The sequence below is a fragment of the Parasedimentitalea nitratireducens genome (assembly GCF_057444295.1).
The window spans coordinates 207742-224608 of the sequence record NZ_JBYAXC010000005.1 but is presented as its reverse complement, the minus strand read 5'-3'; the positions used below and the strand labels follow the sequence as shown (position 1 = coordinate 224608).

13 protein-coding genes are annotated in these 16867 nt (G+C 55.7%); 2 read left to right on the top strand and 11 right to left on the bottom strand.

The window, feature by feature from the left end; genetic code table 11:
• Positions 1-10 precede the first annotated feature (10 nt).
• A complete protein-coding gene (locus AC2T28_RS16565; RefSeq protein ID WP_486749740.1) occupies positions 11-982 on the bottom strand; it encodes a Bug family tripartite tricarboxylate transporter substrate binding protein in 972 nt (323 codons plus the stop codon).
• 226 nt (positions 983-1208) lie between these two features.
• Here AC2T28_RS16565 and AC2T28_RS16560 point away from each other — a divergent pair, with 226 nt between their 5' ends.
• The gene (locus AC2T28_RS16560; protein WP_486749739.1) at positions 1209-1865 is read left to right on the top strand and encodes a GntR family transcriptional regulator; all 657 of its coding nucleotides are present in this window, start codon (positions 1209-1211) and stop codon (positions 1863-1865) included.
• 18 nt (positions 1866-1883) lie between these two features.
• Here the strand turns inward: AC2T28_RS16560 and AC2T28_RS16555 are convergent, their stop codons facing one another.
• From AC2T28_RS16555 to AC2T28_RS16515, 9 genes are all read right to left on the bottom strand, one after another.
• The gene (locus tag AC2T28_RS16555) at positions 1884-2852 is read right to left on the bottom strand and encodes a pyridoxal-phosphate dependent enzyme (protein ID WP_486749738.1); all 969 of its coding nucleotides are present in this window, start codon (positions 2850-2852) and stop codon (positions 1884-1886) included.
• 219 nt (positions 2853-3071) lie between these two features.
• The gene (locus tag AC2T28_RS16550; RefSeq protein WP_486749737.1) at positions 3072-4685 is read right to left on the bottom strand and encodes an AMP-binding protein; all 1614 of its coding nucleotides are present in this window, start codon (positions 4683-4685) and stop codon (positions 3072-3074) included.
• Positions 4685-5845 (bottom strand): acyl-CoA dehydrogenase family protein, encoded by a 1161-nt coding sequence (locus AC2T28_RS16545; RefSeq protein WP_486749736.1) that lies wholly within the window; start codon positions 5843-5845, stop codon positions 4685-4687. The genes AC2T28_RS16550 and AC2T28_RS16545 overlap by 1 nt, the downstream gene beginning before the upstream one ends.
• A 117-nt stretch (positions 5846-5962) precedes the next feature.
• Positions 5963-6766, bottom strand: a complete 804-nt coding sequence (locus AC2T28_RS16540; protein WP_486749735.1) for an enoyl-CoA hydratase family protein — start codon at positions 6764-6766, stop codon at positions 5963-5965.
• Position 6767: 1 nt separating this feature from the next.
• The gene (locus tag AC2T28_RS16535; protein ID WP_486749777.1) at positions 6768-7232 is read right to left on the bottom strand and encodes a MarR family winged helix-turn-helix transcriptional regulator; all 465 of its coding nucleotides are present in this window, start codon (positions 7230-7232) and stop codon (positions 6768-6770) included.
• A gap of 2 nt (positions 7233-7234) precedes the next feature.
• The gene (locus AC2T28_RS16530) at positions 7235-7990 is read right to left on the bottom strand and encodes an SDR family NAD(P)-dependent oxidoreductase (protein WP_486749734.1); all 756 of its coding nucleotides are present in this window, start codon (positions 7988-7990) and stop codon (positions 7235-7237) included.
• On the bottom strand, positions 7987-10281 hold the full coding sequence (locus AC2T28_RS16525; protein WP_486749733.1) for a bifunctional salicylyl-CoA 5-hydroxylase/oxidoreductase: 2295 nt from the start codon (positions 10279-10281) through the stop codon (positions 7987-7989). Before AC2T28_RS16525 ends, AC2T28_RS16530 begins: the two co-directional genes overlap by 4 nt.
• Positions 10282-11140: 859 nt before the next feature.
• On the bottom strand, positions 11141-13381 hold the full coding sequence (ptsP, locus tag AC2T28_RS16520; RefSeq protein WP_486749732.1) for a phosphoenolpyruvate--protein phosphotransferase: 2241 nt from the start codon (positions 13379-13381) through the stop codon (positions 11141-11143).
• 42 nt (positions 13382-13423) lie between these two features.
• Positions 13424-14662 carry an aspartate kinase gene (locus AC2T28_RS16515; protein ID WP_486749731.1) on the bottom strand — a complete coding sequence of 413 codons (1239 nt, stop codon included), beginning with the start codon at positions 14660-14662 and terminating at the stop codon, positions 13424-13426.
• Positions 14663-14850: 188 nt separating this feature from the next.
• Between AC2T28_RS16515 and AC2T28_RS16510 the strand changes: the two genes are divergently transcribed.
• Complete coding sequence (locus AC2T28_RS16510) at positions 14851-15213, top strand: hypothetical protein (protein WP_486749730.1); 363 nt, start codon at positions 14851-14853, stop codon at positions 15211-15213.
• A gap of 72 nt (positions 15214-15285) precedes the next feature.
• Here the strand turns inward: AC2T28_RS16510 and AC2T28_RS16505 are convergent, their stop codons facing one another.
• Positions 15286-16866 carry a thiamine pyrophosphate-binding protein gene (locus tag AC2T28_RS16505; RefSeq protein WP_486749729.1) on the bottom strand — a complete coding sequence of 527 codons (1581 nt, stop codon included), beginning with the start codon at positions 16864-16866 and terminating at the stop codon, positions 15286-15288.
• Position 16867 lies beyond the last annotated feature (1 nt).

Here is a 16867-nt window from a genome sequence, read left to right as displayed (position 1 = left end):
TCTTGTCGTCTTACTTCAGCAGGTCGATGTATTTGGCGATGCCCGCTTCGGCGTCTGCCAGATAAGCGGCAAACTCATCCGCATTCATATAGGTCAGCGGCAGGCCCATCTTCTCAACATGCGCTTGGAAGCCTTCATCCTCGACAACAGCTTTGAACGCTGCTTCCAGCGCTACGCGATGCTCTGCGGGAACACCTTTTGGCACCGCAACACCGCGCATGGACGCACCAATACCCGGCACATCAACGCCACTTGCCTCGGCGATGGTGGGAACGTCAGGAAGGTACGGATAACGCTTATCCGCAAAAACCGCCAAGGCGCGCAGCTTTCCGTTTTTCACATGGCTGGTGGCGGAACTGGCCGAGGGCACCGAAGCGGCAACCTGATTGCCCAGTGTTGCAGTGATCGCCGGGCCAGACCCGTTGAACGGCACAAAGTTCACATCCACATCCAGCATGTCCTCAGCCACAACCAATTGCAGCTGGTTGTTCGACTGTGGTCCGTCACCGCCTACGGTCACTTCACCCGGCGCGGCCTTGGCGGCAGCGGCGAAATCAGCAAATGTTTCATAGGGGCTGTCAGCCGGTACAGTCAGCACCACTGGATCCAGCTGGATATTGCCGATCATGTCATAGTCGGACATTTCATAGGGAACATCTTCGCGCAGCATCTTCACCAGGAAGATCGAAGGCACGTTGATGAAGCCGATCTTGTAACCGTCGTTCTTGGCTGCCGACAGCGCAGTAAAGCCAATCTGCCCGCCAGCACCCGGCTTATTCTGAATAATCAAGCGCTGTCCCAGATGCGGCTTGATGTATTTGGCCAAAACCCGCGCCGCAGTATCGGTGCCGCCACCCGGGCTATAGGCCACAATCATCGCAACCGGTTTTTTGGGGAAATCCGCCGCTTGCGCCGCCCCCGTTACCGCCATCCCCAGTGTCAAACAGACCGCCGCTGCGGACGCTTTAAATGATCCGAACATTTTCGACTCCTCCATCATGTTGTTCCTCCCCCGCCTGCCCATTGGATTTGGCACTCAGGATATTTTGTACCTATATGTGTACAATCTAGAACATTTTCAGGAAAGAAGTTTCTGCAATGAACATTTAGGTTCAAAAACTTGCTTAAAACACAGCGACTTGTTAGAACTGACGCATTGCGGTGAAACTGCACATCTCCAGAGTGATCCAACTGAAGGGGGCAAAACCTTGGTCGAAATCGAATCATCAGACAGTGCCCCATCCCGCGCTGACGCCGTTTATCAGGAACTGTTGGCCTCAATCCGGGATGGCAAATTTCACCCTGGTGAACGGATCAAGGAAGCCTCGGTCGCCAAGGCGCTGAATGTGTCACGCACCCCGGTGCGCGAAGCCATCCGGCGTTTGCAATCCGAAGGCCGGGTGACAATCGAGCCTCAACGCGGCGCAGTGGTTGCCGAGTTGAACCGTCAGGAGGTGGCCGAATTATACGCGCTACGCCAACGGCTCGAAGGCATCGCAGCCGGGTTTGCCGCCCAGCATGCATCGGAACCTGAAATCGAAATGATGGAAGAGATCCTGGAACGCAGCAAAGACGCAATGAAAGACAAGCGGCTGTTAAACCAGATCAATTGGGAACTGCACTACGCCATCTACCACGCAGGCCAAAACCGGTTCTTGCTCAAAACAGTCGAGGCCATTTCTGACTCGATGGCACTTTTGCGCGGTGCCCATCACATCCCCGATGACCGCCCTGCGCAGCTCTATCAGGAACACAAGCGCATCATCGACGCCATCCGCGCCCGCGACCCAGCCGAGGCCGAACAAGCAGCGCAAGATCACATCAAGAATTCATACAAGGTTCACCTAAAAACTGCAGCGAGTTAAGGCGCGCGCTCATCGGAATTAGACAATCCAGACCACACGGGTTGCACTATCGCTAATTTCACCACCAACCAGGGCAGGTGAAAATTTGTCACCCTGATAGCTTCCGGCGACAAGCCCCAGTGCAGCGTCCACCTGGCCGACGGCATCGAATGTACACTGGACATGGTTTCCAAAAACTCGGCGCATTGCCATCTCCAAAGAAAACGGAGATTGGCCACTCTTACTTTGCTTAGAGAAATGCAGATGTAGCGGGTTGCTTCTGGTAATTTGCACGCCCTGCTGAGCCAACTGCGCCTGCAACTCAAAAGCCATTGCACTGTAACCCGAATTCAGAAGATCCTGCCGCGTGTCATCGACATGATACCCCATCGGATCTGCCTGAGCCTGCGCGCGAACAACTGCAACGGCATCCTGAAAGTTCCCGCGGTGGCTGGCCACAATAGCACCCTGCTTACGCAATACATCAATCTTCCACTGCGCGGTCGCTGCAGAAAAATGCACTTCGGTCATAAACCCAAGCGCCCGCGCCGCCAGCCCAACAGCCAATCCAACGTTGCTTGATGCTGCGACACTTATCACATGATTGGCAAACACCGCACGTGCCTGAGGCGACGTCAGAACATCCACGTCATCGGTTTCGGTATACAATCCAGTTTCAATCGCCAGCGACCGGGCGTGTTGAAACACTTGGAAAATCCCCCCCAGCGAGGGAACACCGCCAGCCAGCAAGGTGCCGCCACTGCTTTTGCGAAAATACGACCCGTCGCTTTGCGGCGGGCCACCAACAGTAGCACCCGGAGCCATGTCGCAGGTCGGAGTTTCAAACGACAATTCGGAACAGCAAGCTCCCATCAACGGAGCAAGGCCCAGCCAATCTCTGTTCACACCAGCGCATGCAACAAGAGACACGCCATTGATCTGTCGCGATAACTGAAAAGAGCTCTGCTGTTGCAGATCTTCCAAGTCTTCTCGAACAAGTAGATTCATGGCGCGTGTCATTTCCTTCTGGCGTTTGCACGTTTCGATTACAAAAAAACCAGAAAGAAACAGAACCACTGCCCGGGCATGCACTGACATCCTCGGACCACTGACAACACGCAGGCAAATGGCCTAGTAACTCGTAAATTGATATTAACCAATATGCACCCTTACAAGCGGCGGCTTGCCGCAGGGGCAATCAGCTCACAAACCTGTGACATATTCGCCCTAGCTCTTAAGCCGGAACCGTTGAATCTTGCCTGTCGAAGTCTTTGGCAGCGCTGAGATAAACACCACAGAGCGCGGATACTTATAAGGTGCAATCACGCTTTTTACATGGTCCTGCAACAGCTTGACCGTGGCGTCGTCGGGCACGGCCTCGGCGGCCAGCACCACATGCGCCTGCACAATTTCTCCGCGGGCCTCGTCAGGTGTGCCAACAACAGCACATTCCTCGACCATCGGGTGCGCCAACAGTGCGGCCTCTACCTCGGGTCCAGCAATGTTATAGCCCGACGAGATGATCATATCGTCATTGCGAGCGGCGAAATGCAGATAGCCATCTTCATCCATGCGGAAACTGTCGCCGGTGATATTCCAGCCATCTCGCACATAACTGCCCTGGCGATCATCGGCCAAATACCGGCAACCCGTTGGCCCCTTGACCGCCAATCGTCCCACCTCACCCGGATTTGCCTCGTTGCCATCCTGATCCAAGATCTTGACTTGATAGCCCTTCACTGGCTTACCCGTGCAGGCCGGGCGGTGATCCGAAAAGCGATTGGTGATAAAGATATGCAACATTTCGGTTGCGCCGATCCCATCCAGCATCGGCTTACCCGTCTTCTCCATCCACTCGTCATAGACCGGCGCTGGCAGGGTCTCTCCGGCCGACACTGCCGCTCGCAAGGATGACAGATCCGCACCTTCATCCATCGCCCGCAACATCACTCGATAGGCTGTAGGTGCGGTAAAACAGACCGTGGCCTTATATTTTTCGATGATCTCGATCAGGTTTGGGGGAGAGGCATCCTCGAGCAGAGTCGCAGCAGCCCCAAACCGCAACGGAAAGATCGCCAATCCCCCCAGCCCGAATGTGAACGCCAAAGGCGGCGAACCGACAAAGACATCCTCGGGTTGAACATCCAACACTTCGCGTGCGTATCCATCGGCAATGATCAATAGATCGCGGTGAAAATGCATCGTCGCCTTGGGCGATCCCGTGGTCCCCGAGGTAAAGCCAAGCAAGGCCACGTCATCGCGCCCGGTTTCTACCGCATCAAATGTCACTGGCTTTTCCAGCGCCATGTGATCCAGATCAGCATTGTGGTTTTCGGTCCCGTCAAAACCAGTCACAGACTTCAGGAACTTCGATCCCTTGGCACAGGTCTCCAACTCCTCCAACAACCGGGTGTCACACAGCGCATGGCTGATCTCGGCCTTGTCAACAATCGCTGACAGCTCCCCTGCCCGCAGCATCGGCATGGTATTGACCACCACCGCCCCAACCTTGGTTGCCGCCAGCCAACAGGCCACCATCGCCGGGTTATTCGCCGACCGGATCAACACCCGATTACCCGGTTCAACGCCCAGATCCTCGACCAGTACATGGGCAATCCGGTTGGTCCAGTCCGACAGTTCCTTATAGGTACGCCGCCGCCCATTGCCGATCAGCGCCGTATGATCTCCAAACCCCTTACCCACCATGGCATCGGTCAGCTCCACCCCGGCATTCAACCGCTCGGGATAATCAAACCCCTCCAGCAGGATCTCGGGCCATTGCGCCTCTGGCGGTAAGTTGTCTCGGGAAAATGTATCACTATGCGCCGTCGGACCTAACATCATTTCCCTCCTAAATAAGCAGACATCGCCTGCCGCGCGATCACCACGCGCTGCACATCAGACGCCCCTTCGTAAATACGTAAAGCGCGGATATCGCGATACAATTCCTCAACCTTCTGACCACTGCGCACGCCATCGCCACCGTGCAATTGCACCGCCCGGTCAATCACCTGCTGCGCCTGATCGGTTGAGAACAACTTGGCCATCGCCGCCTCGCGCGTCACCCGCGCCGCGCCGCTGTCCTTGGCCCAGGCAGCCCGATAAGTCAGCAACGCCGCCGCATCCACGTCCAGTGCCATATCGGCGATATGCCCCTGCACCATCTGCAATTCAAACAGGGGAGCCCCCTGAACCTCGCGACTGGAAACCCGCCCCAACGCCTCATCCAAGGCGCGCCGCGCAAACCCCAAGGCCGCCGCCGCCACGGTTGAGCGGAACACATCCAGCACCGACATCGCAATCTTGAAGCCCGCGCCGGGCTGGCCCAACATCGCCGATACAGGCACCCGACACTCGATAAAGCGCAACCGCGCCAGCGGGTGCGGCGCAATAGTAGTTAACCGTTCAACGACTTCGAGGCCTGGCAGGTCCGCTGGCACAATGAATGCACTCAACCCTTTGGCTCCCGGTGCCTCACCTGTCCGCGCAAACAGCGTATAGACATCTGCAATCCCGCCGTTGGAAATCCAGGTCTTCTCCCCATTCAGCACATAGTGTTCGCCATCTTTCACCGCCGTCATCGTCGAGTTTGCCACATCCGACCCAGATTGCGGTTCGGTCAGAGCAAACCCCGCAATGGCTTGGCCAGACCGGGTCAGCGGCAACCACTGTGCCTGTTGTTCAGCCGTGCCAAACAGTGAAATTGCCCCAGTCCCCAATCCCTGCATGGCAAAAACAAAATCCGCCAGCCCGTCATGCCGCGCCAAGGTCTCGCGGATCAGACATAGCGTGCGTACATCCAATGACTCACCAGTTGCAGCCCCTGTGTGCTGCGTCCAGCCCGCCGCGCCCAAATCCGCCACCAGCTTACGACAGCTGGCATCCACATCGCCATGATCTACGGTTCCCAGGCTCTCTTTGGCCCAGCTCTCTAGCTCTTCCGCCAGAACCCGATGCCGATCCTCGAAAAACGGCCAGCTTAAAAACGTTTGATCCGACATCTGATGCCTCCCTCAACTCTTTCTCGACCAAACACGCCCTCCAAGGGCCACACCAGTTCGGCACTCAAACTTTACTCTTGGCTCTTGCGTAGGGTGCATGCTTGCACGCACCATTCCTCAATCCCCTTCAAACAGCGGCTTTTCTTTGTTCACAAAGGCTTTGTACGCGCGTTCAAAATCCGCGGTCTGCATACAAATGGCCTGCGCCTGCGCTTCGGCTTCTATCGCCTGCTCAATCGACATCGACCATTCCTGCGCCAACATGGTCTTGGTCATCATATGCCCAAAGTTTGGCCCCGCGGCGATACGTGCGGCCCATTTCTGAGCCTCCTCCAACAACTCGTCTGATCCGGTCAGTTTGTTGTAAAACCCCCAGTTCGCGCCTTCTTCAGCGGTCATAGACCGACCAGTATACAGTAACTCCGCCGCGCGCCCCTGCCCGATTATACGCGGCAGGATCGCACAGGCTCCCATGTCGCAGCCTGCCAATCCAACCCGTGTGAACAAAAACGCCGTCTTGGCCTCGGGCGTGGCAATCCGCAGATCCGACGCCATGGCAATTATCGCGCCAGCCCCAACACAGACGCCATCCACAACAGCAATCACCGGTTTCCCGCAATTGACCATGGCCTTCACCAGATCCCCCGTCATCCGGGTAAAATCCAGCAGTTCCTTCATGCTCATCTTGGTCAGCGGGCCGATAATGTCATGTACGTCCCCGCCAGAACTGAAATTGCCACCATTTGGGGCAAACACAACGGCTTTGATTTCATCGCAATAAACAAGGTCGCGAAACCAGTCTCGCAACTCCGCATAGCTATCGAAACTAAGCGGGTTCTTTCGCTCGGGATGATCCAGTGAAATCGTGGCTATACCGGTCTGTACACTGCACAGAAAATGTTTGGTTTCCGTGTTGACCATTTCACTCCCCCTTACTGTCCAGCTGTCGGGCTACAGCGTCCAGAATGTTAGAAATCTGCACCGCGTCTTCCCCAGAGACATCAGAAAACATCGCATTTATCCAAGTCTCATGATGCGTCGCCTGGGCCGCAAACTCGACATTTCCCTTGTCGGTCATCTTGACCAGGCTCGCCCGCCGATCCCCCGGAACCTGTTCACGAATGACAAATCCATCCTCGGCAAGCCGGTCAACAATCCCGGTCACATTGCCATTTGACACTTTCAGAACCGAAGATAACTCACTCATTTTCAAGCCATCTTGGTGTTGTGTCAGCGCCGCCATCACGTCAAACCTTGGCAATGTTGTCGCAAACTCAATACGCAGCTTTTCACGCACTTCGCTCTCAACTGCGCGGGTTGCCTTTAGCACCCGTAGCCACAGCCGCAGCCGGTCTTTTGATCCATTAGTTTCGATCGGGGTTTCCACGTTCAAATCTCACCTCCTGAAATAGGCAATGCAGCACCGTTCACCGATTGGGCCGCATCGCTTGCCAGCCAAAGCGCCATTTCGGCGACCTCAGCCGGTTGAATAAAGCGTCGTTGGGGATTGCCCACCAGCAAAGACTTTGCCGCCTCTTCCGGGCTTCGTCCGGTCTTGGCGGCAATATTGTCGATGGAGTTTTGCAACATAGGCGTGTCAACAAATCCGGGACAAATTGCATTCACCGTTACGCCGGTCCTGGCCAGTTCAACACCCAATGCGCGGGTCAGCCCAATTACCCCATGTTTTGCCGCGCAGTAGCCCGCCACATAGGGGTAACCCTTCAAGCCAGCAGTTGAAGAAACCGCAATAAGCCGCCCCCAGCTTTGCGTTTTCATAGCTGGCACACAGGCCTGCCAAAGGTTGAACACCCCTGTTAGATTCACTGCTAGCGTGCTCTCAAACTCCTCTGGAGAGGTCTTTTCAAACGCTGCACTTGGCGCTGCACCCGCATTGGCAATCGCAATCTCAATTGGTCCATTTCGGTCCACAGCAACTTTCAGCCCAGCATCCAAGCCAGCGCGATCCGTCACGTCACAGGACACCGGCAATGCGCCTATCTTCTGCGCCACTTCATCCAAGGCTTCAGCCCGCCGCCCTAGAATGGTTACCTTGGCCTCTGCCTCAATGAACCTCGCAGCCATTTCAGCTCCAACACCGGACCCACCACCTGAAATAACCACATGCTTACCTGCCACGGTCATGCGCGGATCACCTCCGCTTCGCGGTCGGCCAAGCGCCAAGTTTGATCGCGCCCGGCATGATATGGCAAAGGCCAATCTTGTTGGCGATCCCCAATTTTGGCAGCCTCGTGCAACGTCCAGTAAGGGTCCGCCAAATGTGGTCTTCCGATACAAACAAGGTCAGCCCGCCCCGCCATCAGGATCGAATTGACATGATCCGCCTCGTAAATGTTACCCACAGCCATTGTGGATAGTTTTGCCGTGTTACGAATTTGGTCTGAAAACGGTGTCTGGAACATTCGGCCATAAACCGGGTTAGCATCGACAGATGTTTGACCTGCAGAGACGTCAATAATATCCGCACCCTCTGCGCTGAACTTCGCAGCAATTTCTATGGCATCTTCCGGTGTCACTCCACCTTGTCCAACCCAATCACTTGCGGAAATACGTACCGACATGGGTTTATCCACAGGCCAAACAGCCCGCATCGCCCGGAACACTTCAAGCGGATACCGCATGCGATTGTCCAGGTTCCCACCGTATTCATCCGTTCGCTGATTAGACAGCGGTGAAATGAACGAGGAAATCAAATACCCATGTGCGGCATGCAGCTCGATCATATCAAACCCAGCACGCTCTGCCATTTGAGCCGAGGCAACAAACTGCTCGCGGATCTCATCCATTTCAGCTCGCGTAATCTCTCGTGGGGTCGCGTTGTCAGGTGACCATGCGATGGCCGATGCTGACACCAAATCCCAGTTGTCATCTGACAACTGCGCATCCATCTCGTCCCACCCCAACTGGGTCGAGCCTTTGCGCCCGGAATGACCAATCTGGCAACAGATTTTGGCTGAGGTTTCCGCGTGAACAAAATCTGTCACGCGTCTCCAAGCCACTTCATGCTCTAGTGAGTACAGGCCGGTACACCCCGGTGTAATCCGCCCCCCGGGGCTTACACAGGTCATCTCGGTATAGACCAACCCGGCCCCGCCCTTTGCACGCTCTGCATAGTGAATCAAATGCCAATCCGTCGGGCAGCCATGCATGGCTTTGTATTGCGCCATTGGCGAAACAACGATCCGGTTTGCCAACTCCATCTCACGCAGTTTGTAAGGGGCAAACATTGGCGCGCGCACCGGCGCAGTCACAGGAACACCCGCCTGAGCCTGAAACCAGGCCTCGGCTGACGCCAGCCATTTGGCATCGCGCAATCTTAGATTCTCATGGCTGATGCGCTGCGATCGGGTCAGCAGGGAATAATTGAACTGAACAGGATCCATATCAAGATATCGTTCCACGTCTTCAAACCACTCTAATGAATTGCGCGCCGCTGATTGCAGGCGCAGCACATCCAATCGTCGCTCTTCTTGGTAGCGATCAAAGGCTTGCGGCAAGTTGGGTTCGGAACTGACAAATTCCGCTAGCGCAATGGCGCTGTCAAAGGCCAACCGCGTGCCAGATCCGATAGAAAAATGCGCCGTTGCCGAGGCATCGCCCAGCAGAACAATATTCTCATGATGCCAGGACTCACAAAGAACCCTGGGGAAATTGATCCAAATAGCAGACCCACGCAAATGGCCTGCGTTCGAAATCAACGTGTGGCCGTCCAAATGTTCTGCGAAAATCTGCTCGCATGTTCGAATGGTCTCCTCTTTGGACATCGCCTCAAAACCCCAGGCCTCCCAGGTTTCGGCAGAACACTCGACAATCACCGTCGCGGTATCATCATCAAACTGATAGGCATGGATCCAGACCCATCCATGCTTTGTTTTCTCGAAGATAAAGGTAAAGGCATCATCGAATTTTTGATGAGTTCCAAGCCATAGGAACTTGCAGGGGCGGACATCGATGTTGGGTATGAACTTATCGGTAAACTCTGCTCGAACAGCCGAGTTCAACCCATCACACCCGACCACCAAATCGTATTCGTCCTGGTATTGAGAAGCGGGTTTAGCCACGGTTTCAAACTTCAGATCCACGCCCAGGTCGTGCGCTCGTTGCTGCAAAATCAATAACATACTGCGCCGTCCAATCCCGGCAAAGCCGTGGCCACCCGAAACGGTGCGCTGCCCCTTGTGAATAACGGCGATGTCATCCCAGTAGGCAAAATTCTGACGGATCTGTTCTGCGCTCACAGGATCATTTGAGGTCAGGTTGTCCAATGCATCGTCTGACAAGACAACGCCCCAGCCAAAAGTATCATCCGGTTTGTTGCGTTCAACTACAGTCACTTCTGCCTCGGGTTGTCGCAACTTCATCGAGATTGCAAAGTATAGACCCGCGGGTCCTCCTCCAAGACAAACGATCTTCATCAACCACACTCCATGCAAACGGCTTTCTCACCATCACGATAGGTCACCGAAAATAAATTTCAAGCTTAAAGCTTCAAGTGTAAAATGAAATTCCCGCAGCGACGCCCCCCCAGAAATGACCGCACCCATGCAGTTGCAGAAACAACAAAAAAAACACGCCAATAGAAGCATTTATCCCTGCCTATGGACTATCCTTTCAAACGGTAAAGTCACCTTTGCGCTTGATCAAATTTTCCGCAAGCATTTCTGTTTATTACTTATTAATCAACAAGCTAGATAGACATTCTAATATTTGTCTGTCCGCATCTGATCTCCAGGTCTGGATCTCCGCCTCAAACAAGGCTCGCAGCCATAAATAAGCTTAAAGAACAAGGTCTCTAAAATTATTTATAATCAACGCGTTATCTTATGCTGCTGCGGTTCTCAAATTTGAAAAAATCGCAGCGTGAACCGGAAACAAGTTAAAATTTGGCCCGAGGATAACCTTAATAATTCGTTAAAAAACAAATGCTAAACAGGCATATATGATGTTATTAACTTACCAAGTACTTGCGGATAGTTTGATCATGCCATGAACTGAGGAATATTCTTTAGTTGGATACCTGATTTTCACCGCTACTCGGCAAATTCACTCTAATTCTGCTGGAATTTCCCAAAAATCACAAATGGTCGTAAAACTGAAACTTTCATAGCAATTTACCCATATTCGCGCCAATTATGGATCCATTAGTGCAATGCATGCACATCAACGCACCCCCAACCCACCCGTTATTCGCCACAAATCAGGCCAATCTCGCACTCGCAGAAAGACACCAGCACACGTCAAAGCAAGCTGGTGTAGTTCGTCTCCCGAATTTCCTCAAAGATCGCGTAGATAGCTCATCACTGCCGGCCGCACAGACTGCTCGCCGCGATGCCGCGCATCGGTGATGATCTTACGCAAGGCATCCAGATCAACACGCATCAGCAGTGATTTCACCGGACCGATCGAGGCCGGTCGCATCGACAATGTGCGGATCCCAATTGCCGCCAAACAAACCGCCTCGATCGGGCGCCCCGCATCTTCGCCACAAAAGCTCAGCGGTGTATTGGTGGATTGGCAACGCTCAACAATCCGCTCAATCAAACTCAGGAAGCTGACGTTCAGCGTATCATACCGTTTACGGACCCGTTCATTCTCACGATCCGCCGCAAAAAAGAACTGTTTCAGATCATTGCCGCCAATCGACAGAAACCCAACTTCTTCGAAAAACTTTTGCGGCGCAAAGGCCAACGAGGGCGTTTCCAGCATGGCCCCCACATCCAGGGTTTCCGGCAACGGGTGGCCCAGCTTTCGTTCGCGCTCCAGGGTTTTCTCAACCTCGGCACGCGCGGCCCGGTATTCCTCGAACTGCGCGATAAACGGGAACATCACAGTCAAAGGTCGACCATCCGCCGCACGCATCAGCGCCTGCAGCTGCATTCGCATGACGCCGGGCTTGTCCAGCCCCACACGGATCGCACGCCACCCCAAGGCTGGGTTTGGTTCGTCCGTGGGCTTCATATAGGGCAGCACCTTGTCCGACCCGATATCCAGCGTGCGAAACACCACCCTCTTACCATGACCGGCGTCCAGAACGCGTTTGTATAGCTCAACCAGTTCCAGCCGTTTGGGCATCTTGTTACGCACCAGAAACTGTAACTCGGTCCGGAACAGCCCAACACCTTCGGCGCCCGAGCTTTCTAACGACGGCAAATCTGCCATCAGCCCCGCGTTCATCATCATATTGACGGTTTTGCCATCCTTGGTAACCGCTGGCATGTCCCGGATCGATGTGTATCTTTCCTGTGCCTCGGCCTGCATCGCAATCTTGTCACGAAATGCGCCGGAGACAGTGTCTTCAGGGCGCAGGTGAACCACCCCCTGCTCACCATCAACCATGATATGGTCACCGTTCAGCGCCTCGTTGGTGATCCGATCAACATTCACAACCAAAGGTATCGCAAGGGCACGCGCTACAATCGCTGCATGGCTACCAACTGATCCTTCTTCCAACACCACACCACGCAGGCTGCGGCCGTATTCCAGCAGATCACCGGGGCCGATATTGCGGGCAATCAAGATTGGATCAGCAGGCAAGTCAGTGCTCGATGTGCTCCCCTGCCCTGTCAGAATGCGCAACAACCGGTTAGACAGGTCATCCAGATCACTTAACCGTTCGCGCAGATAGGCATCCTGCACCTGCCCCATCCGGGCGCGTGCCTGCGATTGTTCTTTCTCAACAGCAGCTTCTGCGCTCAAGCCACGGGCGATGTCCTCTTCCATGCGCCGCATCCAGCCCTTGGAATTGGCAAACATGCGATAGGCTTCCATCACCTGCATCTGCTCTTTGTCGCCATCCATCGACATCTCGAGCATCTTATCGACGCCCACCCGCAGTTCCTCCACCGCCTCGTGCAGGCGCTCGCTCTCGCGGTGTGGATCGTCGGCAATAGGGTTGGTAATGACAACACGGGGCTCATGCAGCCAGACATGCCCCTCGGCCGCGCCTTCCTGCGCCGTGGTTCCATGCATCAGGACAGATTGCTGGTGCAACGGCGACAGGGCTGCCCCTTCGCCAACAAAGGCCCCCAGTTCAGTCATCTCAGCAATGACCATGGCCACCACTTCCAGGCCGTAAACCTCGTCGGCGGAAAACTCTCGGGCTTCTTTGGACTGAACCACCAAAACCCCAAGCTTCTCGCCTAGTCGCTGAACAGGAATACCCAGAAACGACGAGAACCGCTCTTCGCCAGTTTCCGGCATATAGCGAAAGCCCTTAGCGTTGGGCGCATCAGCGGTGTTGACGATCTTGCCGTACTTGGCGACCCGCCCAACCAGACCTTCGCCCATGCGCATCCGTGTCTGGTGTACCGATTCTGTATTCAGACCTTCGGTGGCGCAGAGTTCCAGCGTCTCATCATCGCGAAACAGATAGACCGAGCACACTTCGGTGCCCATGCTATCTGCAATCAGATGGGTAATTTTGTTAAGACGGGCCTGGCCAGCGTCATCGCCAGCCATTGCCTCGCGCAGCCGCCCCAGCAGCTTGCGGCTCTCAGATTCAGTACCGTCCGACATGGCCCCTGTTCACGCATTTTGGTGTCAGGTTGCCAGAGGTATTCAGGCAACCTTGTCCAGATCAAATGCATCATGCAGTGCTTGGACCGCAAGTTCCATGTATTTCCGATCAACCAGCACGGAAATTTTGATCTCGGATGTGGTGATCACCTTGATATTGATGCCTTCATCCGACAGCACCTTGAACATCTTGGCGGCAACACCAGACTGCGAGCGCATGCCAATCCCAACAACCGACACCTTGGCGACATCCTTGTCAGCCACCAGCTCGGCATAGTTCAACTCGCCAGCATCCTTGGTGCCCAGCAGGGCTTGCTCAGCCCGCGCCACCTGATCGGTTGGGCAGCTGAATGTCATGTCAGTGCGCCCATCTTCCGAGATGTTCTGCACGATCATGTCAACGTTCACGCCGCCCTCGGACAACGAGTTAAAGATGATGGCCGCAATGCCCGGGCGATCTGCCACCGACAACAGGGTCAGCTTGGCTTCGTCGCGGGAATAGGCCACACCGGCTACTGCATTGGATTCCATGATTTCCTCCTCGGCACAGACCAGCGTGCCCGCCTCATCGCATTGTTCTTCAAAGCTGCTTAGAACACGTAGTTTAACCTTAAATCGCATCGCCAGCTCAACCGAGCGGGTCTGCAGAACCTTGGCTCCCAGCGACGCCAGCTCCAACATTTCCTCAAACGAGATCTTGTCCAGCTTGCGGGCCTTCTCACAGATCCGTGGATCAGTTGTATAGATGCCGTCGACATCGGTGTAGATATCACAGCGCTCGGCCTCAAATGCCGCAGCAAAGGCCACCGCCGTGGTATCCGATCCACCGCGACCCAATGTGGTAATACGGCCTTCGGGGCTCACCCCTTGGAAACCGGCAACCACCGCCACCTTCATGCCTTCACCAAACTTCTGGGTGATGTTGTCAGTGCCGATCTCTTCGATCCGGGCCTGACTGTGGGCACTGGTGGTCTGAAGCGGCACCTGCCACCCCTGCCAGCTGCGTGCCGGAACATCCATCTCTTGCAGCGTCAGTGCCATCAAGCCAGCCGTCACCGCCTCGCCAGATGAGACAACTGCATCATACTCGCGGGCGTCAAACAGCGGCGAGGTTTCTTCAACCCAGCCCACCAGCTCGTTGGTTTTACCGGACATCGCCGAGACGATGACAATCACGTCATAGCCCTTGGCCACTTCAACACCAACGCGTTTTGCAGCGCGCTTGATGCGGTCCAGGTTGGCGACAGATGTGCCGCCGAATTTCATCACAAGTACCGGCATATGGGAGTGTCTCCGTGCGCTCGCGGTTTTTGATCTCCCGCCTCATAAGCGAGCCCCGAGCCAAGAGCAAGAGCACCTGATTGGTCGCGACCAAGCGCCGCTGCCTGTGCTGCCACATTCCTTGGGTTTACAGCGTCGGCGCGCGAGTGCAAAAGTTCGATAAATAGTTATCCGAGAAAGGGATTTTCATGCGATTTTTTACCTTGCTGGCTGGTGCCACCCTTCTACCCCTGTCCGCCTTAGCCAGCGGCGCAAATATCGCAGGCACCGATGGCACCCGCTCCATTGGTCACGTGCCCTGTGCCGCCCAGGATGGCCAACCCTACGCGGATTGCCCGATCGAGATCCTGCCCAAAGATGATGGGACTGTCACTTTGCGGGTCATGCTGCCCGGCGGCCAAGTGCGTTACCTGTATGTGACCGAGGGTGCGATCACCTCGACCGACAGCACCGGTTCGCTGGGGTCCAAACGTCTGGCAAACACCACCATCGTTCACATCACCCCCGAAGAACGGTTTGAAATCCCAAATTCACTGCTGGACAACAAGTAACAGCTCCAACAGATCACCCGGCATCCCACCGGGTGCTCTCAGTGTAGGGTGCGTGCTTGCACGCACCACTCATCACCCTTCCAGAACCTCTGGTGTCACATGGATCAGGGTTGGCCCTTGTGCATGGAACGCTGCTTTTACCGCCTCTTGCATCTCCGACAATGATTTAGGCGCCACGGCCCCTGCCCCATAGGCCTCGGCCAGCTTGCAGAAATCCGGATTACGCGCTTCAACCGCAAAAGGCGCGATCTGGGCGCGGGTCATGCTGTCTTCGATCTCTTTCAGTTTGCCATTGTCCCACAGGATAATCGGCAGGCTCAGCCCCAGTTCGACCGCAATGCCCAGCTCTTGCAGAGTGTACTGAAAGCCATAGTCACCTGCGATGGCCAATGTTGGAGAGCCGCGCCGCGCAACCGCACCACCAATGGCCGCTGGCAGCGCATAGCCCAAGCAGCCAAAACCACTAGGATGGTGCCAGTGTCCCGGCCGGCTCATCTGCCAGATCTGTTTGGCAACATAGGAAAGCTGGGTCATGTCCGAATAAATCATCGCATCCAGCGGCACCGCTTCCCGCAGCGCCTCGACAACAGGCAAAACACCGGGTCGCACCGCGTCCACCTCCGCCTGCCAGCGCGCCTTGGCTTCAACCACCTCTTGCGCACTCCAACCAGTTGCCGGGGGCTGATCCTTGGCCGCCTCCCACAGCGCCCGGGCAAAGCTCTCGGCATCGCAGTCCAGCTTGATCATGGCGCGCTGCGCGTCTGTTAGGACCTCGCTGTCCAGATCCACCCGCACCAGCGTCGACGTATGTCCCAAACGCTTGCGCCACAGGTCCACCTCGGACAGCTCAGTGCCAATTGCCACTACCAGATCCGCTGATCCAATGATCTCGGCACTGTCTTCGCGGGCCAGATAACTGCCAAAATCCAAAGCGTAGCTATCGCCCACTGCGCCCCGTCCAGCACTGGTAGTGAATGTCGCAACTCCCAAAGGCTCCAGAACATCCCGCCACAAAACCCCAGTCGCCCCACCGCCCAAAATGAACAGCGGACGGCGCGCGATATTCAACAAGGACACAACCGAGGCCACCGCTTCCTTGCTGGCCTCCACCCGCTGCGCAGGTATGTTCGGCGGCAAGGGTGGCTCAGCCTCAGCCATCAACTGAGCAACCGGCACCTGAATATGCTTGGGGCGTGGCCGACGCGTCTCAAACTCATCAAAAGCACGCTCAATCAGCCCATAGGCCGCATCCGCACTGCGCGCCTCTTGGGACCAGTCGGCCACCGCAGCGCCAGCCCCAACCTGATCCTTCATCTGGTGTAACTGCCCGCGCCGGGCGCCCGTCTCGTCCAAGCCGGATGAGATCACCAGCATCGGCACCGAATCCGCATAGCCCTGCCCCATCGGGGTCATGATATTGGTCAGCCCCGGCCCGGTGATCACATAGGCTACCCCAGGCTGCCCTGTGGCCCGCGCATAGCCATCGGCCATGAACCCCGCGCCCTGCTCGTGCCGCGCCAGCACATGGCGGATCCCGGCCTCCTCGATGCCGCGGTACAGCTCTTGGTTATGCACACCCGGCACACCAAAAATCACCTCGACCCCATGGTCGCTCAACATCTGAGAAATTTGCACACCCAAGGGTCGTGTCATA